Here is a 24,892-nt window from a genome sequence, read left to right on the forward strand (position 1 = left end):
ACTATACAGCAGCCGTCTCAGCAGCTTTCCCGCCGGCCCGTGTATGCCCCAGCACTTTCCTCGATACGAGTATGTAGGCGATTATCATCGCCGTACCTGTTATTATCCATGAAACTATATACACGTTCAAAAGCATGCCAAAAGAATGATATCGCGCAAACACCGTATATATCCATATGATCCTGAACACTACTGAACCCACAACTGTTATAATAGCCGGCAGCATGGATCTGCCAAGGCCTCTGAGTGCCGCAGCTGTCATCTCATATGTTCCTGTCATCGCCTCAAGGAGCATGACATGCTTCATTCTTATAAGTGCATACTTTATAACCTCTGTATCTGTTGTATAAAATCTCACAAGAAAATCCCCTGAAAGCATCATGACACTGCTGAACACAGCCGTCATAAGCATGCCCTCTAACATGGCAATCCTGAGAGCTTTTCTGCATCTCTCCTTCTCACCTGCACCATAATTCTGGCTCACAAATGTCACTGCTGCCTGTGCGTATGCGGATATGACAAAATATGCAAAATATTCAAAATTAAGACCCGTGGATGAGCCTGCCACAGCATCAGGACCAAAGCTGTTGATTCCGCCCTGTATCAGCACATTTGACAATGAGAAAACTGCCGTCTGTATCGCTGATGGAGCTCCTATCCTGAGTATCTTTCCCAGGCACACTTTATCTATTCGTATATTCTTTATATCGAGTCTGAGTGGACCTTCCTCATGCATCAATATATACATGACTATTCCCGTACTGACAACATTTGATATGACCGTTGCCATGCCGACGCCTGCCACTCCAAGTTTACACACACACACGAAGAACAGGTTGAGTACAACATTGAGTACACCTGAAACTATCAGGCAGTAAAGCGGACGCCTTGTATCACCTATAGCTCTGAGCACAGCCGCTCCAAAATTATAAAGTATGATAAACGGCATTCCCACAAAGTATATCCTCAAATAAAGTACAGCCTGATCCAGCACCCTCTCAGGGGTATCTATGGCCTCAAGAATCGGTCTTGCCACAAACATTCCCGCAACAAGCATAACTATTCCGCATATAAGGGCAAACTTCACGCTGGTATGCACACACCTGCTTATGGAATCTTTTTTGTTCTGGCCTATATAATGGGCCACAAGAACATTCACACCCACTGAAAGCCCCACGAACACATTCACAAACAGGGCAACAACCGCCGCATTGCTTCCAACGGCCGCCAGGGCATCACTTCCTGCAAATCTTCCTGCCACAGCTACATCTGCCGAATTGAAAAGCTGCTGCAGTATACTGCTGGCGGCAAGTGGCATGGCAAATATAAGCATCTTAAGCGCCAGTGAACCATTTAACATATCCATCTCGTGCGATTTTTTTCTATAATCGGTGTTCTTTTCTGTATTCGTTTCTTTGCCTTTTTCTTTGCCTTTTTCTATGCTTTTTTCTATGCTTCTTTCTTTACTCTTTTCTGCGCTCATTCTGATGTCAGTCTCTTTTTCGTCATTGTGCTTCATTCTGATGTCCGTCTCTTTTCCGTCATTGTGTTTCATCCTGATATGATCTCCGTTTTCTTATCTAGTGGGCACCCTCATACTTCTGAAGATAGTTGAAAAGTGCTCCTATGAGATTGGAATCGTTGCCAAATTTGCACAGTCCAACCTGCATCTCATTATAGATCACTGAAAATTTTGCAAGCTTATCCACGTACTTCTTCACGCCCTGTATGAACCTCGGTTCCGCACTGATTCCACCTCCAAGGAGTATGATGTCCGGTGCAAGAATGACATGTATATTCATGCAGTGCTTCGCGATGTTCAGATACCAGTCCTCAAGCACATCTATGACCGCCTTATCACCGGCAGTCTCCCACTCATATATCATCTCACCTGACACTTCATCTTCCCTCATGCCCTTGACTGCTGCCACCTCTCTTCTGAGTGAGCTTACCGATGCCTGCATCGTCCAGGTGACATTGTCCGGAAGTTTTACATGTTTCTTTGTATTCTTGAGATTCGCCTCAAGCGGTACAAGTTTGTCTATATTATCCCTGTTCACATCCTCAAACAGGTACGACATCTCACCGGCAACCATACCTCTGCCGTGGAGTATCTTTCTGTCTATGACTATTCCTCCACCGACACCTGTGCCAAATACCAATACAACTGCGCTGCTATAGTCCTTTGCATTTCCCTGCCATATCTCCGACAATGCTGCACATTTGCCATCGTTCTCAAGAGCCACCTTAAGTCCATCGCATCTCTCGCTTACAAGCTCGCCTACATGTGCTTTGTCAAGGTATGGCAACGCTCCGCCGGCATAACAGATTCCGTTATCCACATCCACCTGTCCAGGAAGTGATATGGCTATTCCCTGAATATCAAATCTTTTCTTGTAGTCTTCATATATCCCCTGAAGAATATCCAGAAAGGCATCCAATCCCTGTTGAATACTCTCAAGACCATGTCCAAATCTTCCCGGAGTCGCAACCTTGCTCTTCTCCTGGATCTCCGCATCTCTGTCCATCACACAATGCTTTATAAATGTTCCGCCTACGTCTATCACAAGGTACATAACTTCTCCTCCATACCGAATATGTTTTATTACTATATATTTTTCAAGCTAAAAAATAGCAGTCTCAAATGTATATACAGTATATATTATACTATATCGAACATACATTCGAAAACTACTATTTTTATGTTAGCATATTTTTTTGTTATCAACAACTACTTTTGTAGCACAACTTTTCGTTATATATAACAGGGACGTTCCTTCTGTCACAAAGAGCGTCCCCGATTCACTACTTTTCTTTAGGCAGGATAATATTAAGCAGAATTGCAACCATTGCCGCAGGAACAATTCCTGAGCCTCCAAAAACAAGCTGGAGCAGCTGAGGGGCATTTGCAAGAATACCCGGATTGGCTCCCATTCCATAGCCCACGCCCAGTGCTACCGAAACTATGGACAGGTTGCGTGCGCTTAATGGTTCCTTTGTTATGAGCTGAATACCACTGATAACTATCGAAGAGAACATCATAACTGCAGCTCCACCAAGTACTGACTGAGGCATGATCGATACCAGTGCTGCAAGTTTAGGGCAAAGACCACATAATATCAGGAATATCGCTCCTGTTGCAAGCGCAAATCTGTTGACGACCTTAGTCATGGCTACAAGTCCCACATTCTGGCTGAACGATGTATTTGGAAGGACTCCAAACACAGCTGCAAGAGATGAACCCAGACCGTCACACATCACACCACCTGAAAGTTCCTTGTCTGTGGCTTCCCTTCCAAGACCACCTTCCATAACACCTGATATATCGCCTACAGTCTCCACCGCTGTTACAATAAACATTATGAGAACGGGAAGTATTGCGCGCACATCAAACACCGGTTTTACAGGCATGAGCTGTGGAATCGCAAACCAGGAAGCATCTTTCACCTTGTCCCAGTTCAGCACCCAGGCTTTTGTATATTCCACACCATCAGCAGTTATACCTGTTCTCGGAAGAACAAGTCCCATTATGATCGCTGCGATATAACCTGCGATTATTCCAAAAAGAATAGATGATGAGCTTAAAAATCCTTTTGTCCAATGCTTAAAGAAAAGGATGACCACAAGGACAAATAATGCAAGCAGAAGGTTCTCCATGGATCCAAAGTCTGCGGCATTATTTCCACCTCCAAATGAATTTATTCCCACCGATATAAGGCTGAGTCCAATGGATAAAACCACTGTACCTGTTACAACAGCCGGGAAAAACCTGCGCAATGGCTTCAGGAAAAAGCCAAGCACAGTTTCAAACAAGCCACCGATAATGGATGCCCCCATAATAGCACCATACGCAAGCACTCCACCGCCCATGGTTGCCGCCACGCTGTTGAATACTCCTATAAAACCTGAAGATGTACCCATAATGATCGGCACCTTTCCTCCAACAGGCCCTATTGAGAAAAGCTGTATCAGGGTGACAACTCCCGCGATGAGCATTGCGTTCTGAAGCAGTGAAAGCTGAAGATCAGCAAATTCACCACCGACCAGTCCGCATGCTCCTGTGATAATCAATAATGGTGTCAAATTTCCGACAAACATTGCAAGGACATGCTGAAGTCCAAGAGGTATCGCCTGGGAAAGAGGCATCCTTCCATCAAGCTGGAATGCTGTTTCTGAAAGTTTAAACTTATTTTTCATCTGTTGTTTTCTCCTGTATATTTTTTTCATATTACAGATTCTGTTATTCTGCTTATGTTATCTCCAATCACTCTTCCGGCATGGACATAAGAATCTTCTCCGGTGTGATCGGCAGTTCTCTGTGCCATACACCTGTCGCCCTGTATATGGCATGTGCAATAGCAGGTGCCGGAGTGTTGATAACTATTTCTCCTATCGATTTGGCTCCAAAAGGACCTGTAGGCTCATAGCTGTTTTCAAATTCCACTCTCAAATGTCCCATATCCAGACGGGTTGGTATCTTGTATTGCATGAAACTCGACTCTATCGGGCATCCCTTCGCATTGTAGGTGATGTTCTCAAACAGAGTGTGTCCTATTCCCTGGACTATGCCTCCCTCTGCCTGAACACGTGCCAGTGCCGGGTTTATGGCTATGCCACAATCCACGACTGCAGCATAATCCAGTATCTTCACTTCTCCTGTATATCTGTCAAGTTCTATCTCAACCATTCCGACCATATATGGAGGAGGTGAAACCGGAGATGAATGAGAGACTGTGGCTACAGCAGCAATATCATTTGCGACCTGATCCTTAACACTTATATCAGCCAAAGAAACGCTTTGATCTGTTCCTGTCCGATATGCCATGCCATTTTCGAAATACATTTCATCCTGTTCACATCCAAGCATTCCTGCTGCAATTGCACACAGCTTCTTCTTCAATTTATCACATGCAAGCTCCACAGCCTTTCCTGTTACATACGTAGTGGATGAAGCATATGAGCCGGAATCATATGGTGAAGCATCTGTGTCTGCTCCAAATACCGCCACGTCATCAACCGAGCAGTCCATACACTCCGCAACCATCTGTGCAAGGATAGTATCACATCCAGTTCCCATATCTGCAGCACCGATTATCAGGTTAAATGTACCATCATCCGCAAGCTTGACCGTTGCAGATCCTACATCCACATTCGATATACAAGAACCCTGCATGGCCATTGCCACTCCTGCAGCCCTGACTTTTCCGTTTCCCATGTCCCTGACAGGGTATTTATCATCCCAGTTAAATATCTCCTTGCATCTGGCCATACATCTGTCAAGAGCACACGCATTTGCCGTTTCACCATAATACGCAGGCATCTTCATTCCCTCGCGCAGCATATTCTGCTCACGGATCACAGTCGGATCTATCCCCAGTTTCTCCGCAAGCTCATTCACCGCAGACTCAAGTGCGAAGATTCCCTGCGTAGCTCCATATCCTCTGTATGCGCCGGCCGCCATGGTGTTCGTATATACAACATCATATCCAAACCTATATGCCTCAAGCCCCCCTGTATATAACGGGATGGACTTATGCCCGCTAAGTCCGACTGTTGTAGGTCCATGCTCCCCATACGCTCCAGTGTTGGACAGCGTATACAGATCAAGTCCCCTTATATGTCCATCGCGGTCTGCTCCCAGACGGACTCTCACCTCCATCTCATGGCGCGGTGAACCTGCGATCTGACTTTCCTGTCTCGTAAATATGATCTTGGCCGCACGCCCGGTCTTCATGGTCACAAATGCAGGATACACCTCACTTACCGCTGTCTGCTTTGCTCCAAATCCGCCTCCTATACGTGGTTTTTCCACTCTGATCCTGCTCTTTGGAATGCCAAGCGCCCTTGACAGAATACGACGTACATGAAACACGATCTGTGTAGAAGAAATTACATGAAGCCTTCCATAACGGTCAAGGTGTGTATACGTTCGAAAAGTCTCCATCATAGCCTGGTTAAAGGCTCTCATATGATATCTGTTCTCCAGCACCTCATCACAGTCCGCTATAACGGCATCAACATCGCCATCACCGCCTACTTCGCTTGCAACCAAGTTGCGTTTCGGATCGCCTCCTACCTGAACCGGCGGGAACCAGTCGTCCTCAGGATGAACCAATATGTCATTATCCTTTGCCTTGCGGAAATCCAGAACAGGCTCTAAGATTTTATATTTTACCTTTATGAGTTTCATAGCCTTGATTGCTGACTTTTCATCCTCAGCTGCTATGATGGCAACCACATCGCCCACACACCTCACATGGCGGTCCATAATGAGTCTGTCATACGGTGACGGCTCAGGATATGTCTGTCCTGCTATTGCAAACCGGCTATTTGGCACATCCTGCCATGTGTAAATATCTACTATTCCGGGTATTTTTTTTGCTATGGAGACATTTATATCCTCCACAATGGCATTCGCATGTGGACTGCGAAGCAGTTTCACAACAAGTGCATCACCGGGAGTGATATCATCCACATATACCGGTTTGCCAAGAAGTAACTGCATAGAATCTTTTTTTCTAACGGATTTATTAACTACATTATATTTTTTATGTTCCATGAGTTCACCCCTTTACTGTCTGTCATCTGCAGGAATTCTACTGTCTAAGTAATTTCGGATTCCTCTCAGTTGTCCCTCATATCCGGAACATCTGCACAGATTTCCGGCAAGATATGCCCTGATCTCATCATCCGATGGATCAGGATTTTCTCTGAGAAGAGCTATTGTATTCATCACAAAACCCGGGTTGCAGAAACCACATTGGTCAGCACCCTGATCAGCAATGAACCCGGCAAATTCTGCCGCCTCATCCTGAAGACCCTCAAGGGTCTGCACCTCGTGTCCATCTGCCCTGGCAGCAAGCATCGAACAGGAAAGGACAGGAGTCTGATCCATGAGCACTGTACACAGACCACAATTTGACGTCTCACAGCCGCGTTTCACACTATAACAGCCATGATCGCGCAGAAAATCTATAAGGAGCATATCAGGAGCTATATTTCCCGAGACTAATTTTCCATTTAATTTAACTTTTATTTCCACTGCTGCTCCTCCTCAATTTTTTTCAATAATCTCTGTCCAAGCACACGTATCAGGCGGCTTCTGTATTCTGCGCCAGCACGATGATTGCTTCCAACCGGAACCTTGTCAGAAACCCAATTGGCAAATGCTTTCTCTGTATCATCTGAAAGTCCCCCTGTGAGCAAGCCTTCTTCATCCAGAACAAGTATCGCCCTTCCAGGCCTTGCGCCCACAGCCAGACGGTATTCTCCATCCACGCATGATGCTGAACAGGCAATGACAGGGAAATCTGTTCTCTGATTGCGGACTGATGCATAAGCAAAAACCCCGGGAGTTTTCCTGATGATCAGATGTACAATCACATCCCTGTCCTGCTTCATGTTGACAAATTCCCTGAGAGGAATCATACCACCATGATAAAGCTCCACAAATGCATCCATAGCTAAAAAAACTGTCAGAATGTCCGAAAATCCGAAACGTCCCCATATGCTTCCGCCAATCGTGGCGAGATTTCGAAACTGAACCCCCACAATATCCTTCACCGCTTCGCATACTGCACCATGTGTATATTTGTTTAATCCGTCATGCAGTTCTATCTGACGGAGTGATGTCATTGCACCAATAATGAATTCGTCTTCTCTTTCTTCAATCTTATCAAGTCCCAGATCACACATATCTATGGCTGTCTGTATCAGGCGATCCTGCATTTTTGTCCAGAGCATTCCTCCGATAATACAGCTTCCCTTTTTCTGATTCAGTTCATATGCCTCATCAATACTTTGTGCGCGTACATAATTCTGTATTGTTACCATAAAAGCTCCTTTTAACATATAAACACAATTTTTCAAAATATATTATATTAAAACAGCTTGTCTTTGAAAAGATGCTTTGTTACAATACCGTTGTATTATTTCAAGAATAACGAAAGGAACATTGAATTCATGAAAACAAGTTTTAAAAAGCAACTATCTATCATCCTTATCTGTACCATGCTGGCAGTACTTACAGCCTGTGGTACAGACAGTGCTACGACAACACAGAGTACTACGGAAAGCACCACAGCTGCTTCAGTATCCGAATCAGCTTCCAGTGAAGAAGTATCTGAAGAATTATCTTCTGAAGAGTCTTCCACTGAAGCAGATGCTGAACAGACTGTCTACCCTGTAACAGTTACTGACCAGGCCGGCCGTGAAGTTACAATTGAAAAAGAGCCATCTTCTATCGTGAGTGGCTACTATATTTCTTCAAGCCTTCTGATCGCTCTTGGTCTCAAGGATAAGGTTGTCGGTATTGAGGCAAAAGCAGACAAGCGCCCTATTTATAAGCTTGCTGCACCAGAACTGACAGAGCTGCCTAATGTTGGAACTGCCAAAGAGTTCAACCTTGAGACATGTGCTGCTCTTTCACCTGATCTGGTTATTCTGCCAATGAAACTGAAGGATGCAGCCCAGAGCCTGACAGACCTCGGTATCACAGTACTGCTCGTCAATCCTGAAAGTCAGGATCTTATGACAGAAATGATCAACACCATAGCTACGGCAACTAACACCAATTCAGAAGCTGCAAAGCTGCTCGCATATATAGATTCTCAGAAGAATATGCTTACTTCAGCTCTGTCTGGCGTAGAACCTGAAAGTGTATACCTTGCCGGCAACTCATCATTCTTGTCTACTGCCGGTCCTTCTATGTATCAGTCAAGCATCATAGAGCTTGCTGGTGGAAAAAATGCAGCTGATTCTATCACAGACTCATACTGGGCCGAGATAAGCTATGAGCAGCTTCTTGCATGGGATCCTTCTTATATAATAATCGCATCTGATGCCGAATATACAGTAGATGACGTAATGAACGATCCAAACCTTGCAGAATGCACTGCTGTAAAAAACAGCCACGTATATGCTATTCCTGGAGATGTTGAGGCATTGGACAGTCCGGTACCTGCAGGAATCCTGGCATCTGTATGGCTTGCAGGAATCCTTCATCCTGATCAGGTATCAGCTGACACATATACAACTGAAATGACAAATTATTATGAAACATTCTATGGAATCAACAACTAATAACAAGCGTAAAAATAAAAACAAAGCAACAATAACTATTATACTGGGAGCTGTCATTCTGGCGGCTCTCAGTATATTTTCTTTTTTTGTCGGAAAATATCCTCTTACACTGAATGGATTGCTGCAAGGTGATGACATGCAGTGGCGTGTATTTCTCACGCTTCGCGCAAGCCGCGGAATCATCGGCTGTATAGGAGGATTTGTTCTCGGCATAGCAGGATTTGTATATCAGACTGTATTTAAGAATCCATTGGCTTCTCCAGACATCATAGGTGTATCCTCAGGTGCAAGCGCTGGTGCCGCATTTGGCATTCTGTTTTTGTCGGGAACAATGTCTGTAACCATATCCGCTTTTGCCGGAGCCATATGCTGTGTGATACTGGTTCTGCTTCTGTCATCTCTGACATATGAACGTGATGGAAAAAGCATAGTACTGGCAGGCATAGCAGTACACAGTCTTGCCCAGACCGCTCTTGTGTGTCTGAAGCTGACTGCCGACCCTGAAAAACAATTAGCATCAATTGAATACTGGATCATGGGAAGTCTTAATGGCATAAGCATATATTCCATTGGTTCAAATGTAATACTGTGCGCTGTCTGTCTGCTGATAATGTTCCTGTTGTACAGGCAGATCATAATGCTCTCCCTTGATGACGCAGAGGGCCAAATGCTTGGAGTGCATGTTAACCAGATGCGAATGCTGGTTCTTTTGATCGCAACCCTGGCAACTTCAAGTGTGATCAGCATGACAGGACTTATCAGCTTTATTTCTTTGCTTGCTCCGCACGGAGCCAGAATGCTGCTCAAAAATAACCGCTTATCAACTATGCTTCTGAGTGGTCTTATAGGTGGATGTCTTCTCACTTTCGGCGATATCCTTGCCCGCAGTGTATGTTCCACAGAACTGCCGGTCAGTATATTCACAAGTATCGTAGGAGCACCGTTTCTTATCTATCTATGCATAAGGAGGAAACCTGTAAAATGAGTATATTAAACATATGCGATCTGTCAGCCGGCTACCACCACAGCAGCCGCACCAACACCCCAGATGTGCAAAATGTGATAAATAATATCAGCTTTTCTGCAGAAGAAGGTACAATTGTTGGTATACTTGGCGAGAATGGCTGTGGCAAGACAACCCTTATCAAAGCTATTGCCAATTTGATTCCACATAGTGGCTGCTGCGAGTTAGATAATCTCCAGCTGGAACATATTCCTCACAAAAAACTAGCACAGCTATGTGGATATATCCCTCAAAAAAGCGGCATATCCATAGACATATCTCTCTTGGATGTTGTCATGATGGGATTTAACCCAGAGCTTAAGCTGCTTCAGCCCCCTACTGATACCATGAAAGGAAAAGCTCATGAAGTTCTTGCAATGGTCGGCCTTGATTCACGGATAAACGATAATTTCCAGACATTGAGCGAGGGGCAAAAACAGCTTGCCCTGCTGGCACGTACATTTGTGGCCAAACGGAAGCTTTTACTCCTGGACGAACCGGAAAGTGCACTGGACTTCAGACTGCGCTACCAGATCATGAAACTTCTGTGCAGCTATGTTGAACAAAACCGCGCGGTGTCTCTGGTAACGCTTCACGATTCATCACTTGCATTAAATTACTGCAACACTCTTCTGGTTTTATCTGAATCCAAGCTGATCGGTGAAATATATCCCGATAAAACACCCATTGAGGAAATGGAAATGCTTCTGTCCAAAGTTTATGGTACAATCAGTATCAGAGAACTTTGCAACCGTCAGGGAAAGCGCCAGCTTGTCATGATGAAGGAGGATGATATGCATTGAGAGCTGCTATTAAAATAACATTTTTTGATGATAATGATGAGAAATTCTTTGGTGAAGGCCCATACCGCCTTCTTTTGGCTATAGAAAAAACCGGTTCTCTCCGCTCCGCATCCCAGTCCATGGGACTTGCCTACAGCAAAGCATTCCGCATGATAAAAAATGCTGAAGAAGCGCTGGGATTTTCACTTACAAGCCGCACAACAGGTGGCAGGTCAGGTGGGGGAAGCACGATAACACCAGAGGGAAAGGAATGGCTGAAAAAATATGAACAATACAGAGAAGCCTGTATTCAGGCTGGAAGCCAATTGTATATGGAGATCTTTTCTGACTAGTCAAAAGAAACATATCGTTATTACCGGTGACAGGAAAAGTGGCAAATCAACACTTCTCTCTTCACTTTTCGACAGACAAATGCCCGGAGTTACATCATGGGCCGTTCCAAAAGAAGGCGTATACATGAAAAACAACTCTAGCGGTGAAGTTGTACGTATAGGCAGATTCTGCTCTGATGCCACAGGTTGCGAGAACCTCATGCAGCCCATTAAAGATGCCTTTAACAGCACATGTATTGCTTTTTTAGAAAGCCTAGCAGACACAACAGCACCATGGATTACTGTAGACGAAATTGGATATCTTGAAAACACATCATACGATTATCAAAAAGCTTTCGAAAGGCTCATGAATAAAAAGCGGATCATTATGGTCGTTCGAAAACAGGATCTCTCATTTCTAAACTGGCTGTGCAGCCATAAAGATGTGTTCCTTGTTGACCTTGACAGACCATTTGGCAATTCCGGATGTATCATCATGGCTTCAGGACAGGGAAAGCGCTTTGGCAGCAATAAGCTCATGGCTGAATATCACGGACAGCCACTCATAAAGTGGATACTTGATATAACAAAAGATTTGTTTGCCAGACGACTTGTTGTCACCATACACCAGGATATTGAAAAGCTTTGCACAGAATATAGTATACCGGTAATCCTTCACTCCTCTCCATATCGGAATGATATGATCCGTCTTGGTCTGGATACAATTGGTTCTTATATTGACCGCTGTGCTTTTATTCCTTCCGATCAGCCACTCATAAAGACGGAATCTATAGCATCACTATTATTATGTTCTAAAAATGAGCCATCATATATATGGAGAACGTGTTATGACAAAACACCAGGAGCACCTGTGATATTTCCAAAAGAATATTTTGATGAGCTTATGTCTCTCCCACAAGGAAAAGGCGGAAATGTCGTTGTCCACAGTCACGAATCTCAGGTAAGGCAGCTACCTGTCACCAGCAAGACTGAATTGATGGACATTGACACACCAGCAGATATGGCGCAGCTGAAGGAACGTCCCTGATTATTCTTGGATTTGACTCAAATCAAATGCACCGTTCTCAATCAACTTCAAAATTGTGTCTACCAAGTTGTTTTTTACAGTTTCACTTTCATTTTCAACGCCAGAATACTCTACATAAATAGTGTTCTCTCCCATATCAAAGGTTGCATAATATATTACGGTTTTGATACCTTGACTATTTGACTTTGTTACGAAATATCCTGCATTGATATCAACGCCGTCTACACTTGAAGTGATTGTATTTCCATCAATGATAGTATCTAATAGATTTACACCCTGTTTAGATACTACCATTCTTGTATCACCAATTTTTCCCTCAAGACCCAGAATATTATGATTGTCAGCATCAAAGTAAGCATCTGCGGTAACAGGCAAGTCTGCAAAAAGCATTTCAATCTCAGCATCGCTCAAGGGCCTTGTTGTTACATTTAAGTTAATTGAAGATTGTGATAAGTCATTTTTAACAAAAGTAATTGTTTCTCCACCATCCAGCGTGGCAATATCGTTTTTTGTACCAAACAGATTGCTTTGAAAAACTCCCACTCCAATCACAGCAACGAGTACGAAGCAAGCAGCAACAGACACCCATTTTTGCCGATTAGTTATTTTACTTGTTTTTTTCATAGGTTCAGCCTCCTTAATATACTGATTATCGACATTTCCCAATGCCCTTAAAAGTTTCTTTTCTTTCATACAGAGATACCTTCTTTCTCTAACAATTTTTTAAGTTCGTTCCTTGAACGAAATAATGACATCTTGATTTTGCTCTCGCTCATATCATATTCCGTTGCAATTTCTTTAATGGGCGATAAGTACCAATATCTTCTCATAAAGATTTTTCGCTGTTCTAATGACAGGGAAGAAAGAAAGCGGTTGAGAATATCCGTTAGAGCAATTTCTTCAACAATGTTTTCTGTACTATCCAACGATGGTATGCACTCTTGTATTTCATCAAGAATCAATGGCATTTGCCCGCCATTACGTTTCTTTGCATTGAGCAGTTCGTACCTGTCCAAAGATAAGTTGCGAGTAATCTTCCCTAAAAAAGTTTTTAGGACAGATGGACGGTTAGGCGGTATGCTGTTCCAAGCTCTTAAATAAGTATCATTTACACATTCCTCGCTGTCTTCGTCATTGTGAAGAATATTAAAGGCTATGTATCTGCAATACTTTCCGTATTTTTTTGAAGTTTCGGATATAGCAGCTTCGGAGCGCTCCCAATATAAATCTAATATCTGCTTATCATCCATAGGCTTCTCCTCCTCCTTTGTATTAAGGCCTTTCACTCTAATAGACGGGGAAAATGTGTCAAGCGTCACTTAAATTCAAAAGATATTTATTCAAAGATTAGCTTTCATTTTTTGAAAGAATATAATAAAACAGCAAAAGACATACACCAACAAGTCTCTTAATATTCAATGCGGAAAATTACAATTCATACAATCTTTTTGAAATCAATTTTATCCCTCATTTTTTCATGCTTTTCCTTTGGCTTAGATAAGGGAACACAATACTTATGTTCATTACAAATAACAAGCACTCCAAGAAAAGGTCGCTCGTCCTTACCAATCTGAGGAGATACCGATAAAACTCTGTCATCTATATTATGTAAGTTTCTGATGTATTTCATATCAATACGATATACTTCTAATGGTGCTTGAATCATTCATTTCTTCTTTAAAATATTTCAAGGACTATGTTTCCATAGTCCTTGAATGTAGTGTCACCGTAGCGACCCTAACGCTTTTTGAACGTCCACTTATCGGCAGGACCCTCCTTCAATATTATTGAACCAAATGCCATTCTTTTGTCAATGAATTTCTAAAAATTCATAATCTTTTTATATTTAGCACAAATCATTTTTCAGCCTCGTAGAGCGAAATACACCCACCGCACAAATCTTCGATTTGTACTCTGTGTATTTCGACTAATTATTCTTTTGAATGCCTTCTTTTATCTTATAAATACGTATCTTCCAAATCAAATATTGTACTATCCAAACTACAACAAATATTGCAACAAAAATAGCAAAATAGCTTAATACACCTTTAACAGAATGCTCCATCCATTCGCAAATATATGCAACTGTCATCATAAGTACAGATACAATTCCAAAATAAATGCTTGTTTGTTTTAATAAACTCCACTTATCTATTTCCCAGATAACAGATGCTCCTGCAAATCCTGCTCCAAGAACGGCACTTAAAACAGTCTGTATGATAATCGCTGTTACCTCATTGCCAAATCGTTCAATCAAACTCGGAACACATGAATAGTAACTACCATCACCGATTGCAAGTGAAATTCCAATTGTAATCAAATAACTAATTACAATTCCACCCAATAATCCAACAAATATTCTAGAAAATAATTCTTTTTTCATTTTTAGTCACCTCATAATCCTAATACTTTTTTGATCTTTGAAACATATCTTCTGGAAACATAACTTACAGTCCCATTCGATAATTCCATACAAATTGTTCCTACAAAGCTTAAATCAAGGCTTTTAACCTTCTTAAGATTCACAATTTCTGAATTTGATATCCTTACAAACTTACTGTTATCCAATCTTTCTTCCGCTTCATATAGTCTCAATCTAATTTGATACGTACCATTGTCTGTTTGGGTAAAAACTTTACTGTCTTCTGCGTAAATCTTTACTATGTGATCCGGATCTAATAGTTCGACCTTATCCTCTCTGATACCGGAAATAATTGTTGGAGCATCATCTAATCTGCTTACAAAATCAACAACTCTGTTAACTTCTTCCGTCATCTGTGCTGTTGTAATCATAATTTCAGGTTCTTTAGCTTCCGCATCGATATTAATATTCAGTTTCATGATTTTCCTCCTTTCTTGCTTTATAGTATATCTGAATTAGGATTATTATCTATACTTTATCAATAGGTGGTCATTTTTTCTACCTAACTGGTCAAAAACAATGTTTTCTCAGTTGATTCTTTCCCTTGTTTTTTCCCTTATGAGGGTTCATAAACAAGGGTAAAACGATATAACACAATACAAGATGTGACGGGGAGGACACCCACGAAAATTTTAGTATTTTCAAGGGTTTGCCGAGATTTCTATAACCAAATATAACAGTTATTAAATCCCTTAAAATACCTCAAGTGAGACTTCAAATTTATCGCTCTGATTTTTAATACATGTAGGGACGTTCCTTCTGTCACCAAGAGTGTCCCTCTGTCTTATTCGTTACAGGGGGACACTCTTGGTGACAGAAGGAACGTCCCCGATTTCCGGTCAATTTCATCTAAAGTGTCCATTAGCGGATCCGGCATATTGAATCCTCATTTTTCTTGTGATAACTTTTCCCACAGCGTATCAGAACATCAGGAGGAATAAATTATGCCAAGAAAATATTATCCATTAACACCTTCACAAAAGATACATTTCAAACCAATTATTGAATTTGGCACTCAGCAAGTCGCAAATATAAGCATTTGTATGACTCTGCAAGCGCCGCTTGATTTTGGTCTGCTGAAAAAATGCATACAGCTGGAGTACGAAAGATACGAATGCCTGCGAATCCGTTTTACAAAAGTTGACCCAAATGGAGAGGTACGGCAATATGTTGTTTCTCACGATGACAGAGATATTGATTACGAAAACCTTTCATGGCTTTCCGGTGATGACGCTTACCACCGCATGGAAGAATGGTCCAGAATTCCGTTTGACGGGGACAATATTCCAATGAATGTGATAAAAATGATCTCGCTTCCGGGTGGCTACAATGGGCTGTACATCAAGATCGATCACAGACTCATGGATTCATGTGGAGCTATCGTCATGGTGAATGACATCATGGAACTGTACTGTCATTACAAATTTGGCACGCCTTATCCCGAGGACATGGCAAGTTTCACTGACATGGTCGAACGTGATCTTAAAAAAAGCACAGACGAAAAACGTGTCTCAAAAGACCGCATGTACTGGCAAAATGTGCTGGAGGAAAATGGAGAACCTATTTACTCCGATATACAGGGACAACGGATACTTCAGGAAAGCAGGCGCCTTCACAATGACAAGTCACTCCGCGCTGCAGATCAGGAAATTAACAACCTGTCTGTCGCTACAAAGAACTATCATCTAGATGCTGAGCCAACCCAGAATCTTCTAGATTTTTGTATGAACAATCACATATCCATGACCAACCTCATTCTCATGGGAATACGAACTTATCTCTCCAAGGCAAATGGCGGACAGACTGACATCTCCATAAGGAATTATGTTTCAAGACGTTCCACACATGCCGAGTGGGTATCAGGTGGCTCTCGCGCAATGGCATACCCTTGCAGAACCATCATTGATCCGGACACAGAGTTTCTGGATGCAGTTTTCATGATTCAGGATGTTCAGAATCATGTATACCGACACTGCAATTATGACCCGGAACTTTTGTCTGACCAGATGAAAGAAATGTTCCACACTCCTCCACACACTACTTATGAGAGCGTGGGGCTTACTTACCAGCCTCTTCCTATCAGGCTTAAAAATCCGCATCTCAAAGACATTTCCGTAAGGAGTATGTGGATTCCAAATGGTACATCAAAACAAAAGATCTATCTCACCGTCATGCACAGTGCAAATGATCTGGGCCTGAATTTCTATTTCAGATACCAGACCGCAAGTCTCTCCGAACAGGACATTGAACTGTTCTACTACTACCTTATGAAGATAATCTTCAAAGGCATTGCCGAGCCAGAAATGACCGTGGGCGAAATCATCGAATGCATCTGACCATCTTTTGGGGACGGAGGTTCCTGCCCCATTTAATTAATTCAATAAGGAGAATTTTAATATGAATACTAATATAACTTTTTTGAACATTGTTGCCGAATACTGCAATACACCAGCTGATGAGATCACTAATGATATGCGATTCATAGAAGATTTGGGCTTTAGCTCCCTTGATTTCATGACTTTTCTCGGCGACCTTGAAGATACATTTGACGTGGAAATCGATGAAGATGAGATCATCAATATTCACACTATAGAAGACGCCATCAAGTACCTTGACAACCTGACAAGCTCTTCTGCATCGGTTTAACATTAAAAATCTGGGACGACGGAGTATGTCCCATTTTGCCTCACATAAAAGAAATGGAGATATGATATATGGAAGAAACTATTCTGGAAATTGTTGAAAAAAGCTGTCGGATATATAGAGATGTAATAGCTGTTAAATATCTGTCTCACAGAGAGATTGTTGAAAAGAGCTACGGAGATATGTGGGATGATATTCGCAAAACTGCTGTCATTTTACGAAATAATGGACTCTGCGGAACACATATTGCACTGGTGGGAAGCAGCTCTTATGAATGGATCTGCGCCTACATGGCTATACTTTTCACGGGAAATACTGCTGTACCGCTGGATGCAAACCTGTCTGCTCCGGAATTACATGAACTTCTGAATAGATCAGAATCAACTGCATTATTCTGCGGAGCATCCAGAAAAGATGTGATAACAGAACTGAAAGCAGATTGTCCTAGAATGAATGTTGTATTCACCATGGAAAAGAAAGTCGATATAGAGCGTCCGGAGGGTGCAGATTCAAATCCACAATTAGCAATTTTGTCATTTGAACAGCTCCGCAGCGAAATTACCATACCGGATGACTTTGCATTTGCCGATCAGGATAAGGATAAAATGTGTACGCTTATGTATACCTCTGGAACAACAGGTAAAAGCAAAGGCGTCATGCTGTCTCAATTCAATCTCGCACAAAATGTTGAAAATGTATATGTAAATCTGGAACCTGGTGTAACTATTCTGAGCGTTCTTCCTATACATCACGCCTTCTGCCTGACAATGGAATGGATGAAGGGCATTTCACTGGGCGCCACTATCTGCATCAATGACTCGTTGCTACACATGCTGAAAAACATGAAACGGTTCCAGCCCGTTGGCATGCTGATGGTTCCTCTCATGGTAGAAACCATTTACAAAAAACTTAAAGATGTCAACCCTCTCCTTCCTAAAAAGCTGGTTGCAAAGGAAGCATTTGGCGGTAAACTGGAATATATATTCTGCGGAGGGGCATATCTGGATCCTATGTATGTTACCGAATTCAAAAAATACGGAATAGACATACTCCAGGGATACGGCATGACTGAATGCTCCCCTGTAATTTGCTCCAACAATCACAGATACAACAGACCCGGATCCGTTGGCAAACTCCTGGACAACTGTGCTGTTCGTTTTGTCGATGAGGAAATTCAGGTAAAAGGCACAAGCGTCATGTCCGGATACTACGACATGCCAAACGAGACCGCAGAAGCTTTTCAAGACGGCTGGCTCTGCACCGGAGATCTTGGTTATCTCGACTCCGATGGTTTCATGTATATAACCGGAAGGAAAAAGAACCTCATCATTCTGGCAAATGGTGAAAACATATCCCCTGAGGAACTGGAAGGAAAGCTTTCTATAGAACCCCTTATTTCAGAAATAGTCATTACCGGCGACGGCAACCATCTCACTGCTCACATATATCCAGATCAGGATTTTGTAGATAAGAAACATATGGATGCAGACAGAACTTCTGAAAAATTGCAAAAAATTATTGATACTTTCAACAAAAACCAGCCAACATACAAAAGGATCTCTGCACTGGATATAAGAAAAGAACCATTTGAAAAGAGTTCGACAAAAAAGATCAAAAGAAATCTCGTATAACAATAGACTCACACGCATTATTGTTGTAACATTGCTGTATTAGATAATGACAAAACTGCAGCACCAAGCCAGGCAGCAGATAAAGGAGACAGCCATGATCAACTCAACCGATCCCCGATATGATAGAACTGAAAGTGACCTTCTAGATGCATTCAAGATACTTGCAGGTCAAAAGGCTCTGAACAAAATAAGCGTGTCCGAGATAACAAAACTCACAGGTGTGACCAGAAGCACATTTTACAACCACTATGAAGACATGCCTGCTTTCATCAATGCCATGGAAGACCGCATCATCGATGAAATATTTCAGATCATGAATAGCTTCAAACCAGAAGGCAATATTGAGATCTGCCACCAGTTCTTCAGGTCTCTATGCGAATACATGAAAGCAAATAAATTTCTCATGATCATCATTGCCACACCTGAGGCTTATGATTTCGTGGAAAAGGCACTGACAATGTTCCATAGATACGTGCGATTAATTCTGGAAAAATCCAGCAAGACCGGCCTGGCCCAGGAGAAATACTCATACGCCGTAGCATACGCAATAGGCGGCGTAGTTGGTATCCTGCACAAGTTTGCGGTGGATAACTGTCAGGAAAGCAGCGACAAGGTGTCTGCTTTCCTGACAGAAGCATTTCTGGATGGTATGAGACCGTATTTGGGGGTGTAGGCACATCTCTTCATCTAGTGGTGTTGGGGAGATGTGTTTTTTATACATTCTCACATAAAGAGCTGCGCTTCTTTAATGAAACGCAGCTCTTATGCTTATATTTTTATTATAAAGACGAAATGCACTGTGAATATGCCCCAATATTTAGTCAACAACACATTCCACAACAGCACAAGGCGGAATATTCAGCTTTAAAACATTATCCTTGATGACTGCCGTATGCTCGGTAATGCTCACCCTGTCGGGACAGTCGAAGTCGTTATAGCTGTGCGCCTCGTTTGTAAGTATCCTGCACGAAACCGATGATGCTTTAAATCCGAAAATGCTACATTCAACGGCAGCCTCTTCCGTAAGCGAACAGTTTGCGGCGGTAACGGTCATACTCTTTTCGTTCACCGATGCGGAAACCGAGATCATCGGAGCATTTTTGCCTTCCGACATATTTTCGTTCTGCGTATAGCAGTAAACTGCCTCGTTGTTTTGGTGTGTTTTAAAAAGGTCGAAAACGTGATATGTAGGCGTTTTTATCATCTTATCGTCCTCTGTAAGAATGACCGATTGGAGAACATTCACCGCCTGTGCAAGGTTTGCCATTACAACACGGTCGCTGTGTCTGTTAAAAACATTCAGCTCTATTGCAGCAACGATAGCATCACGCATAGTATTCTGCTGATATAAAAATCCCGGGTTCGTACCCTCTTCTACCTTATGCCAACAGCCCCACTCGCCTATTACAAGTCCTATTTTCTTTTCGGGATCATAGCGATTCATTATCTCCGAATGTCTTGTGATAAGCTCATCGGAAAAGTTCGCTGCAGCGATAGTTTTATAATAAAGCTCATCGTCAAAATCGGTGGCTGAATCCATTTCGGGCCATACGGGCATCGTATAATAATGCAGGTCGATAGCATCAACATTATTGCTGTCAAGATTTTTCATCATGACTTCTGTCCAGTTATAGTCGGCAGAGCTTGGACCGCAGGCTATTCTGTAAAGTCTGTTTCCCGAATAATTGTGGCAAAACGTCTGATACCTTTTATAAACGTCGGCGTAATATTCGGGACGCATATTTCCTCCGCAGCCCCAGTTTTCATTGCCGACACCGAGGTATTCGAGTTTCCACGGCTCGGCTCTGCCGTTCTTCTTTCTCTGCTCTGTGAGAGGCGATTCCGCATCTGAGGTCATATATTCTATCCATTCGGACATTTCACGAACACTGCCGCTGCCAACATTGACGTTTATATAAGGCTTGCAGCCAACAAGCTCACAGAAGCGCATAAATTCGTGTGTACCGAAAGAATTATCCTCCGTAACTCCGCCCCAGTTCGTGTTCACGATCTTTCGGCGCAAGGCTTTTTCACCGATACCGTCCTGCCAGTGATATTCTTCCGCAAAGCAGCCGCCGGGCCAGCGGAAAACGGGAGCTTTTATATTTCTGAACGCCTCGATGATATCATTCCTTATTCCGTCTGTATTCGAAATAGGTGAATTTTCACCCACATATATACCGTTGTAGATACATCTTCCGAGATGCTCGGAAAAATGTCCGTATATCTCGGGAGAGATATGTCCGAGCCTGTCGTCTGCATTTATTACTATTGATATTTTTTTCATATTATACCTCCGCCGCATACTGAATTATTATATTATCATATATAAGTCATTGACTTTGGTATTGCAATGACTTATAACATTATTATACTAACCGTTCGTACTTTGAGGTGATGATATGATAAGTATAAACACAGTCTGTCAGAACGTAAGACACAAAGGGAATTTTGAAATATGCAGACCGGATGGTTCGGGAGATGATCTTCTTGTTATCTTCAAGACCTCCGCTGTTCTGATACAAAACGGTGAAGAAATAACCGTTTCTCCCGACAGTCTCATTTTATACAGCAAGGGAACAATGCAGCATTACAAAACTCTGTGCGGAAGTTATGTTAATCACTTTGTCCATTTTGATACGGACGATACCGAGCTTATGAATGGGATAAAAACTGACACGCTTATCACCTCGGCGGATATTCCTGCAATTGAAGAGTTGCTTACGATATTATGCCGTGAAAATGTAGCCGGTTCGACCAACAGGAAACAGTACGAAAATATGCTTATGCAGATGATACTTATGAAAATATCCGAAAGCAGCATAAATCCTGACAGCGATAAAAGCCGCATTTCCGCTCTTGAAATGCTCCGCACCGATATTTACAGCAATGCAGGGAGCTACAGCAATATATATCAGCTTGCTGAAAAAATGAATCTGAGTCCGTCATATCTTCAGGCAATATACAAACGGAAATTCGGGATAAGCTGCTATGAAGATATTTTATCCGCAAAGATCAAGACAGGACAATATTATCTTTCGACCACCGATATGACCGTTAAGGAAATATCCGACCTCTGCGGATACGGAAATGAGATATGCTTTATGAAGATATTCAAAAAAAGAACAGGGATCACACCGAGTGAGTACAGGAAAATTTCCAAGAATGATAATTTGAAAAACAACTTTATATGGTAAGGAATAAACTTTTATGATGAATTTTTTTGAACATTGCGCGGATATTGCTTCGGTTGGCATAATTGTTGACTTTACGGAAGATACGGAAACATATATCGTCGGCTCTCCTGCAGATATTAAGACTTGGGCGTACAGCGGCTGTCCCCGAAAAGCTCCGACAGGAATTATGTGGCACAGCAACAAACTTGGCAATCTCGTCAAGGATATAATCATCCGGCAATGCAACATTTGCAAATTCATCAAGCATGAATGTCACATGAATCGGTAATCTGCCACCGCAATTGAAATCTGCCTGATAATATAACTCCTGGAATATCTGTGTATATAACATTCCGATAATGAAGTTATATGATTTATCACTATCTGGAATTACACAGAACAGAGCTGTCTTTGTTTCACCATCCCCATTTACTCCTATCCCTATTTCAGGCAGATTAAGATCATCCTTTGAAAGCAGCCTGAGTACCTGTTTATTTTCAAGAAATGCCAGTCTGGAATTTGCACTGATAATAATAGAACGAACGGTATCTCCGGCACCTCTCATACATTTGTTATACTGCTTTACCGCCGGATGATTAGCTCCAAGAGGATTGTTCTCCTGTAAAAACTTCATTCTTGTATCCAGTTTTGACGGCTTACCCTGCTTTCTCCCAGAACGGATCAGATGGGGTGGCACCTTTAGGTGTCGTGTTGGCAATCAGGCAACATCTGCTTCCTGCAAAGCCATTGCTTCTCTTGCAATCAGAGCCTTTACAAGCTCCTCCTGCGTATGCTTTGCGTTCTCTGCGGGCATTGCGTTGACAACGAAAATGGTGCCGCCGATTCTCTCTACAAAGCCGGTTTTCATATCCTCCACGGTCATCACCTCCCTCCGTAAAAATAGGGGCGTCCGTTTCCGAACGCCCCGTTACCAGCCGAAAAAGGATTATTCCTTTTCATAGATTGCCTTGAGTGCTGCGTAAAGATTTCTGCCCTCGTCCTCCGTGAGCGTGATACCCTTCCCGCAGCGCTCGTGGTTCGGATGCTACTCTTGAATGTCCAGCTTGGCGGCATTGCCGTTCCCAATCATTTCTGCCCCGACGATGTTTGGATTGTTCTTTTCGGGCGGCTGCTCTGTCCTCCCGTTCCTTGCGCTCCTACGCTTCCTTGATACTGAAAAGCTCCTTGACCTTCTTCACAAAGACCTCCACCAGCTTTGGAAAGTGTTCCAGTGCCTGCAAAAACGGCTGGCATTTTTCTTTGAGCCGGTCATACCGTTCCTGCAATCGTTCCACGGCAGAGGACGCATTGAAATACTGTCTTTGATAGTATGAAACGCTGCTTGCAGCTCCTTTCGCATTTCCTGCAAAGCTCGTTGTATTTCTTCCTGCCACGCTCATCAAGAAAGAACGCCAATTCTTCCTTGAGGTATTTCGGCATACGGGGCATAGCGAGCACCTCCTTTTCACTGCCGATTTGCTCCCGAAACGCAGAAATGCCCAAAACCTCTCCGAACTGTCATTTTTCTGGGCGATTTTGGGCGTTTTCTTTCGATATGAGCGGCTTTGTTTTAGCGGCGGTATCCTTTACCGCCAACCATTCAAAAGCCGCTGTTTGTCGCTTCCGGGTAACAAAAAAGCGCCGTATCGCTACGACGCTTTTGTCTTGCTCGGAAGATGGAGCAAGGGAACGCTATTCAATTATCTGTTGTACTTTTTCTTTCTGCTGACAACCGTTGTGCCAATGGCTGCACCGCCGCTGACAAACAGCAAGGCAATCCACAAAGCAAGGTTGCTTGTATCGCCGGTCTGCGGAGATTTGGAATCGTCCTTCAGCTTCGCCGTTACGGTGTCGGCTTTTTTGATTTCCTTTGTACCGTCCTTGTCGCTGTAATATTTACCACAGCCTTCGCAGTACCAGTACTCGATATTGCCCTCGGTGGTCTTGGTCGCCGCAGTTGCCTGGAAGTGCTTTAAGTTGGTGTGGTTCTTCGCATCAAGCTCACCGTATTCCGCACCGCAGACTTCGCACTTTGCCTTGTCCTTGCAGGTCGCTTTCCCGCCGGTGTGCTCAGTCAGCTTCTTGCCGCAATAATCACACTTGTGGTCTTTGTTATCGTCTGCACACTCGCTGATTATATAATCGCAGATATCACATTTGTGGTCTTTGTTTGCATCGATGCAATTCTCCGTTTGCGTGCCTGCAGAGCATCCGTCAACGGTGCAGGTGCGGGTATGGGCGCCGTCTTCGTTGGACGTCCAAGCGCCCCAGTTGTGGTCCAGCGCATTGCCGGAGAAGAAGGTCGCCTCATCCGCCGTACCCTCGGAGCTCAGACCGCAGACTGCGCAGGACTTGTAATAGATTGCCTTTTCGGTACAGGTTGCAGCAGACTTCAAATACTGCGCCTCTGCTTTTTCGGCAGTGAAGCTGTGTGCCGCCATCTCGCCGTATTCGCCGCCGCAGACCGTGCAGACAGCCTTGGCAGTGCAGGTCGCCGTGCCGCCATGGCAATTCTCGGTTTCCGTATGGCTGGTGTCACGCTTACAGATTCGGGTGTGGGTCTCTTCATCGCTGTTCTGCGTCCAAGCGCCCCAGTCGTGATCCAGCGCATTGCCGGAGAAGAAGGTCGCCTCATCCGCCGTGCCCTCGGAGCTCAGACCGCAGACTGCGCAGGACTTGTAGTAGACCGCCTTTTTGGTACAGGTTGCAGCAGACTTCAAATACTGCGCCTCTGCTTTTTCGGCAGTGAAGCTGTGTGCCGCCATCTCGCCGTA

The 24,892-nt window shown here is 43.2% G+C and carries 26 protein-coding genes; 10 read left to right on the plus strand and 16 right to left on the minus strand.

Features of this window, described 5'->3' with window-relative positions:
- Window position 1 precedes the first annotated feature (1 nt).
- The 6 genes from ABUA31_RS02100 to ABUA31_RS02125 all read right to left on the minus strand — a co-directional run bounded on the left by ABUA31_RS02100 (window position 2) and on the right by ABUA31_RS02125 (window position 7,833).
- Window positions 2–1,555: an MATE family efflux transporter gene (locus tag ABUA31_RS02100; RefSeq protein WP_242859128.1), complete on the minus strand. Its 1,554-nt coding sequence runs from the start codon at window positions 1,553–1,555 to the stop codon at window positions 2–4.
- A gap of 25 nt (window positions 1,556–1,580) precedes the next feature.
- Window positions 1,581–2,576, minus strand: a complete 996-nt coding sequence (locus ABUA31_RS02105; protein WP_349092602.1) for an ROK family protein — start codon at window positions 2,574–2,576, stop codon at window positions 1,581–1,583.
- A 229-nt stretch (window positions 2,577–2,805) separates the two neighbouring features.
- Complete coding sequence (locus ABUA31_RS02110) at window positions 2,806–4,197, minus strand: uracil-xanthine permease family protein (RefSeq protein ID WP_022216044.1); 1,392 nt, start codon at window positions 4,195–4,197, stop codon at window positions 2,806–2,808.
- A 67-nt stretch (window positions 4,198–4,264) separates the two neighbouring features.
- A complete protein-coding gene (locus ABUA31_RS02115) occupies window positions 4,265–6,559 on the minus strand; it encodes a xanthine dehydrogenase family protein molybdopterin-binding subunit (RefSeq protein WP_349818408.1) in 2,295 nt (764 codons plus the stop codon).
- A 12-nt stretch (window positions 6,560–6,571) separates the two neighbouring features.
- Window positions 6,572–7,042 (minus strand): 2Fe-2S iron-sulfur cluster-binding protein, encoded by a 471-nt coding sequence (locus ABUA31_RS02120; RefSeq protein ID WP_161171756.1) that lies wholly within the window; start codon window positions 7,040–7,042, stop codon window positions 6,572–6,574.
- Window positions 7,033–7,833, minus strand: coding sequence for an FAD binding domain-containing protein (locus ABUA31_RS02125; RefSeq protein WP_161171755.1), 801 nt, complete (start codon window positions 7,831–7,833; stop codon window positions 7,033–7,035). Before ABUA31_RS02125 ends, ABUA31_RS02120 begins: the two co-directional genes overlap by 10 nt.
- 129 nt (window positions 7,834–7,962) lie before the next feature.
- On the opposite strand from ABUA31_RS02125, the gene ABUA31_RS02130 reads away from it, so the two are divergent.
- The 5 genes from ABUA31_RS02130 to ABUA31_RS02150 are packed head-to-tail and all read left to right on the plus strand — an operon-like array spanning window position 7,963 to window position 12,246.
- Window positions 7,963–9,081, plus strand: coding sequence for an ABC transporter substrate-binding protein (locus tag ABUA31_RS02130; protein ID WP_161171754.1), 1,119 nt, complete (start codon window positions 7,963–7,965; stop codon window positions 9,079–9,081).
- Complete coding sequence (locus tag ABUA31_RS02135; protein ID WP_161171753.1) at window positions 9,065–10,066, plus strand: FecCD family ABC transporter permease; 1,002 nt, start codon at window positions 9,065–9,067, stop codon at window positions 10,064–10,066. Before ABUA31_RS02130 ends, ABUA31_RS02135 begins: the two co-directional genes overlap by 17 nt.
- Window positions 10,063–10,887 carry an ABC transporter ATP-binding protein gene (locus tag ABUA31_RS02140; protein WP_055279897.1) on the plus strand — a complete coding sequence of 275 codons (825 nt, stop codon included), beginning with the start codon at window positions 10,063–10,065 and terminating at the stop codon, window positions 10,885–10,887. The genes ABUA31_RS02135 and ABUA31_RS02140 overlap by 4 nt, the downstream gene beginning before the upstream one ends.
- The gene (locus ABUA31_RS02145) at window positions 10,884–11,219 is read left to right on the plus strand and encodes a winged helix-turn-helix domain-containing protein (RefSeq protein ID WP_055279896.1); all 336 of its coding nucleotides are present in this window, start codon (window positions 10,884–10,886) and stop codon (window positions 11,217–11,219) included. Before ABUA31_RS02140 ends, ABUA31_RS02145 begins: the two co-directional genes overlap by 4 nt.
- Window positions 11,152–12,246: an NTP transferase domain-containing protein gene (locus ABUA31_RS02150; RefSeq protein WP_349818409.1), complete on the plus strand. Its 1,095-nt coding sequence runs from the start codon at window positions 11,152–11,154 to the stop codon at window positions 12,244–12,246. Before ABUA31_RS02145 ends, ABUA31_RS02150 begins: the two co-directional genes overlap by 68 nt.
- Here the strand turns inward: ABUA31_RS02150 and ABUA31_RS02155 are convergent, their stop codons facing one another.
- The 5 genes from ABUA31_RS02155 to ABUA31_RS02175 all read right to left on the minus strand — a co-directional run bounded on the left by ABUA31_RS02155 (window position 12,247) and on the right by ABUA31_RS02175 (window position 15,087).
- A complete protein-coding gene (locus ABUA31_RS02155; RefSeq protein WP_004853247.1) occupies window positions 12,247–12,939 on the minus strand; it encodes a hypothetical protein in 693 nt (230 codons plus the stop codon).
- Complete coding sequence (locus ABUA31_RS02160) at window positions 12,936–13,496, minus strand: RNA polymerase sigma factor (RefSeq protein ID WP_044998344.1); 561 nt, start codon at window positions 13,494–13,496, stop codon at window positions 12,936–12,938. Before ABUA31_RS02160 ends, ABUA31_RS02155 begins: the two co-directional genes overlap by 4 nt.
- 185 nt (window positions 13,497–13,681) lie before the next feature.
- Window positions 13,682–13,912, minus strand: coding sequence for a type III toxin-antitoxin system ToxN/AbiQ family toxin (locus ABUA31_RS02165; RefSeq protein ID WP_015534180.1), 231 nt, complete (start codon window positions 13,910–13,912; stop codon window positions 13,682–13,684).
- Between the two features lie 261 nt (window positions 13,913–14,173).
- A complete protein-coding gene (locus tag ABUA31_RS02170) occupies window positions 14,174–14,629 on the minus strand; it encodes a DUF3021 domain-containing protein (protein WP_004853253.1) in 456 nt (151 codons plus the stop codon).
- Window positions 14,630–14,640: 11 nt separating this feature from the next.
- Window positions 14,641–15,087, minus strand: coding sequence for a LytTR family DNA-binding domain-containing protein (locus tag ABUA31_RS02175; protein WP_004853256.1), 447 nt, complete (start codon window positions 15,085–15,087; stop codon window positions 14,641–14,643).
- A gap of 525 nt (window positions 15,088–15,612) precedes the next feature.
- Between ABUA31_RS02175 and ABUA31_RS02180 the strand changes: the two genes are divergently transcribed.
- The 4 genes from ABUA31_RS02180 to ABUA31_RS02195 all read left to right on the plus strand — a co-directional run bounded on the left by ABUA31_RS02180 (window position 15,613) and on the right by ABUA31_RS02195 (window position 19,615).
- Window positions 15,613–17,004 carry a condensation domain-containing protein gene (locus ABUA31_RS02180; RefSeq protein ID WP_055144127.1) on the plus strand — a complete coding sequence of 464 codons (1,392 nt, stop codon included), beginning with the start codon at window positions 15,613–15,615 and terminating at the stop codon, window positions 17,002–17,004.
- Between the two features lie 61 nt (window positions 17,005–17,065).
- Window positions 17,066–17,314 (plus strand): acyl carrier protein, encoded by a 249-nt coding sequence (locus ABUA31_RS02185; RefSeq protein ID WP_015534183.1) that lies wholly within the window; start codon window positions 17,066–17,068, stop codon window positions 17,312–17,314.
- A gap of 68 nt (window positions 17,315–17,382) precedes the next feature.
- Window positions 17,383–18,942, plus strand: a complete 1,560-nt coding sequence (locus ABUA31_RS02190) for an AMP-binding protein (RefSeq protein ID WP_329988391.1) — start codon at window positions 17,383–17,385, stop codon at window positions 18,940–18,942.
- A 94-nt stretch (window positions 18,943–19,036) separates the two neighbouring features.
- On the plus strand, window positions 19,037–19,615 hold the full coding sequence (locus ABUA31_RS02195; protein WP_349818410.1) for a TetR/AcrR family transcriptional regulator: 579 nt from the start codon (window positions 19,037–19,039) through the stop codon (window positions 19,613–19,615).
- 144 nt (window positions 19,616–19,759) lie between these two features.
- Here the strand turns inward: ABUA31_RS02195 and ABUA31_RS02200 are convergent, their stop codons facing one another.
- Window positions 19,760–21,229 carry an alpha-N-arabinofuranosidase gene (locus ABUA31_RS02200; RefSeq protein ID WP_349818411.1) on the minus strand — a complete coding sequence of 490 codons (1,470 nt, stop codon included), beginning with the start codon at window positions 21,227–21,229 and terminating at the stop codon, window positions 19,760–19,762.
- A gap of 115 nt (window positions 21,230–21,344) precedes the next feature.
- On the opposite strand from ABUA31_RS02200, the gene ABUA31_RS02205 reads away from it, so the two are divergent.
- Window positions 21,345–22,139 (plus strand): helix-turn-helix domain-containing protein, encoded by a 795-nt coding sequence (locus tag ABUA31_RS02205; protein ID WP_055272761.1) that lies wholly within the window; start codon window positions 21,345–21,347, stop codon window positions 22,137–22,139.
- Here the strand turns inward: ABUA31_RS02205 and ABUA31_RS02210 are convergent.
- From ABUA31_RS02210 to ABUA31_RS02225, 4 genes are all read right to left on the minus strand, one after another.
- Window positions 22,129–22,752 carry a type IV secretory system conjugative DNA transfer family protein gene (locus ABUA31_RS02210; RefSeq protein ID WP_015533506.1) on the minus strand — a complete coding sequence of 208 codons (624 nt, stop codon included), beginning with the start codon at window positions 22,750–22,752 and terminating at the stop codon, window positions 22,129–22,131. The genes ABUA31_RS02205 and ABUA31_RS02210 overlap by 11 nt on opposite strands.
- A gap of 84 nt (window positions 22,753–22,836) precedes the next feature.
- Window positions 22,837–23,001: a hypothetical protein gene (locus ABUA31_RS02215; protein WP_004853270.1), complete on the minus strand. Its 165-nt coding sequence runs from the start codon at window positions 22,999–23,001 to the stop codon at window positions 22,837–22,839.
- A 274-nt stretch (window positions 23,002–23,275) separates the two neighbouring features.
- Window positions 23,276–23,518 carry a hypothetical protein gene (locus ABUA31_RS02220; protein WP_015533507.1) on the minus strand — a complete coding sequence of 81 codons (243 nt, stop codon included), beginning with the start codon at window positions 23,516–23,518 and terminating at the stop codon, window positions 23,276–23,278.
- 300 nt (window positions 23,519–23,818) lie between these two features.
- The coding region (locus tag ABUA31_RS02225) for a hypothetical protein (RefSeq protein WP_349818412.1) at window positions 23,819–24,892 on the minus strand (1,074 nt) is incomplete at its 5' end.

It is taken from the genome of Coprococcus sp. RTP31081st1_H1_RTP31081_211007, assembly GCF_040227275.1.
GTDB lineage: Bacteria > Bacillota > Clostridia > Lachnospirales > Lachnospiraceae > Coprococcus > Coprococcus aceti.

Coding starts and splice junctions, on each gene's coding strand:
- ABUA31_RS02100 (WP_242859128.1), bottom strand. CDS start 1,555: ATGAAACACAATGACGGAAAAGAGACGGACATCAGAATGAAGCACAAT.
- ABUA31_RS02105 (WP_349092602.1), bottom strand. CDS start 2,576: ATGTACCTTGTGATAGACGTAGGCGGAACATTTATAAAGCATTGTGTG.
- ABUA31_RS02110 (WP_022216044.1), bottom strand. CDS start 4,197: ATGAAAAATAAGTTTAAACTTTCAGAAACAGCATTCCAGCTTGATGGA.
- ABUA31_RS02115 (WP_349818408.1), bottom strand. CDS start 6,559: ATGGAACATAAAAAATATAATGTAGTTAATAAATCCGTTAGAAAAAAA.
- ABUA31_RS02125 (WP_161171755.1), bottom strand. CDS start 7,833: ATGGTAACAATACAGAATTATGTACGCGCACAAAGTATTGATGAGGCA.
- ABUA31_RS02130 (WP_161171754.1), top strand. CDS start 7,963: ATGAAAACAAGTTTTAAAAAGCAACTATCTATCATCCTTATCTGTACC.
- ABUA31_RS02135 (WP_161171753.1), top strand. CDS start 9,065: ATGGAATCAACAACTAATAACAAGCGTAAAAATAAAAACAAAGCAACA.
- ABUA31_RS02140 (WP_055279897.1), top strand. CDS start 10,063: ATGAGTATATTAAACATATGCGATCTGTCAGCCGGCTACCACCACAGC.
- ABUA31_RS02150 (WP_349818409.1), top strand. CDS start 11,152: ATGAACAATACAGAGAAGCCTGTATTCAGGCTGGAAGCCAATTGTATA.
- ABUA31_RS02155 (WP_004853247.1), bottom strand. CDS start 12,939: ATGAAAGAAAAGAAACTTTTAAGGGCATTGGGAAATGTCGATAATCAG.
- ABUA31_RS02160 (WP_044998344.1), bottom strand. CDS start 13,496: ATGGATGATAAGCAGATATTAGATTTATATTGGGAGCGCTCCGAAGCT.
- ABUA31_RS02165 (WP_015534180.1), bottom strand. CDS start 13,912: ATGATTCAAGCACCATTAGAAGTATATCGTATTGATATGAAATACATC.
- ABUA31_RS02170 (WP_004853253.1), bottom strand. CDS start 14,629: ATGAAAAAAGAATTATTTTCTAGAATATTTGTTGGATTATTGGGTGGA.
- ABUA31_RS02175 (WP_004853256.1), bottom strand. CDS start 15,087: ATGAAACTGAATATTAATATCGATGCGGAAGCTAAAGAACCTGAAATT.
- ABUA31_RS02180 (WP_055144127.1), top strand. CDS start 15,613: ATGCCAAGAAAATATTATCCATTAACACCTTCACAAAAGATACATTTC.
- ABUA31_RS02185 (WP_015534183.1), top strand. CDS start 17,066: ATGAATACTAATATAACTTTTTTGAACATTGTTGCCGAATACTGCAAT.
- ABUA31_RS02190 (WP_329988391.1), top strand. CDS start 17,383: ATGGAAGAAACTATTCTGGAAATTGTTGAAAAAAGCTGTCGGATATAT.
- ABUA31_RS02195 (WP_349818410.1), top strand. CDS start 19,037: ATGATCAACTCAACCGATCCCCGATATGATAGAACTGAAAGTGACCTT.
- ABUA31_RS02200 (WP_349818411.1), bottom strand. CDS start 21,229: ATGAAAAAAATATCAATAGTAATAAATGCAGACGACAGGCTCGGACAT.
- ABUA31_RS02205 (WP_055272761.1), top strand. CDS start 21,345: ATGATAAGTATAAACACAGTCTGTCAGAACGTAAGACACAAAGGGAAT.
- ABUA31_RS02210 (WP_015533506.1), bottom strand. CDS start 22,752: ATGAAGTTTTTACAGGAGAACAATCCTCTTGGAGCTAATCATCCGGCG.
- ABUA31_RS02215 (WP_004853270.1), bottom strand. CDS start 23,001: ATGACCGTGGAGGATATGAAAACCGGCTTTGTAGAGAGAATCGGCGGC.
- ABUA31_RS02220 (WP_015533507.1), bottom strand. CDS start 23,518: ATGAGCGTGGCAGGAAGAAATACAACGAGCTTTGCAGGAAATGCGAAA.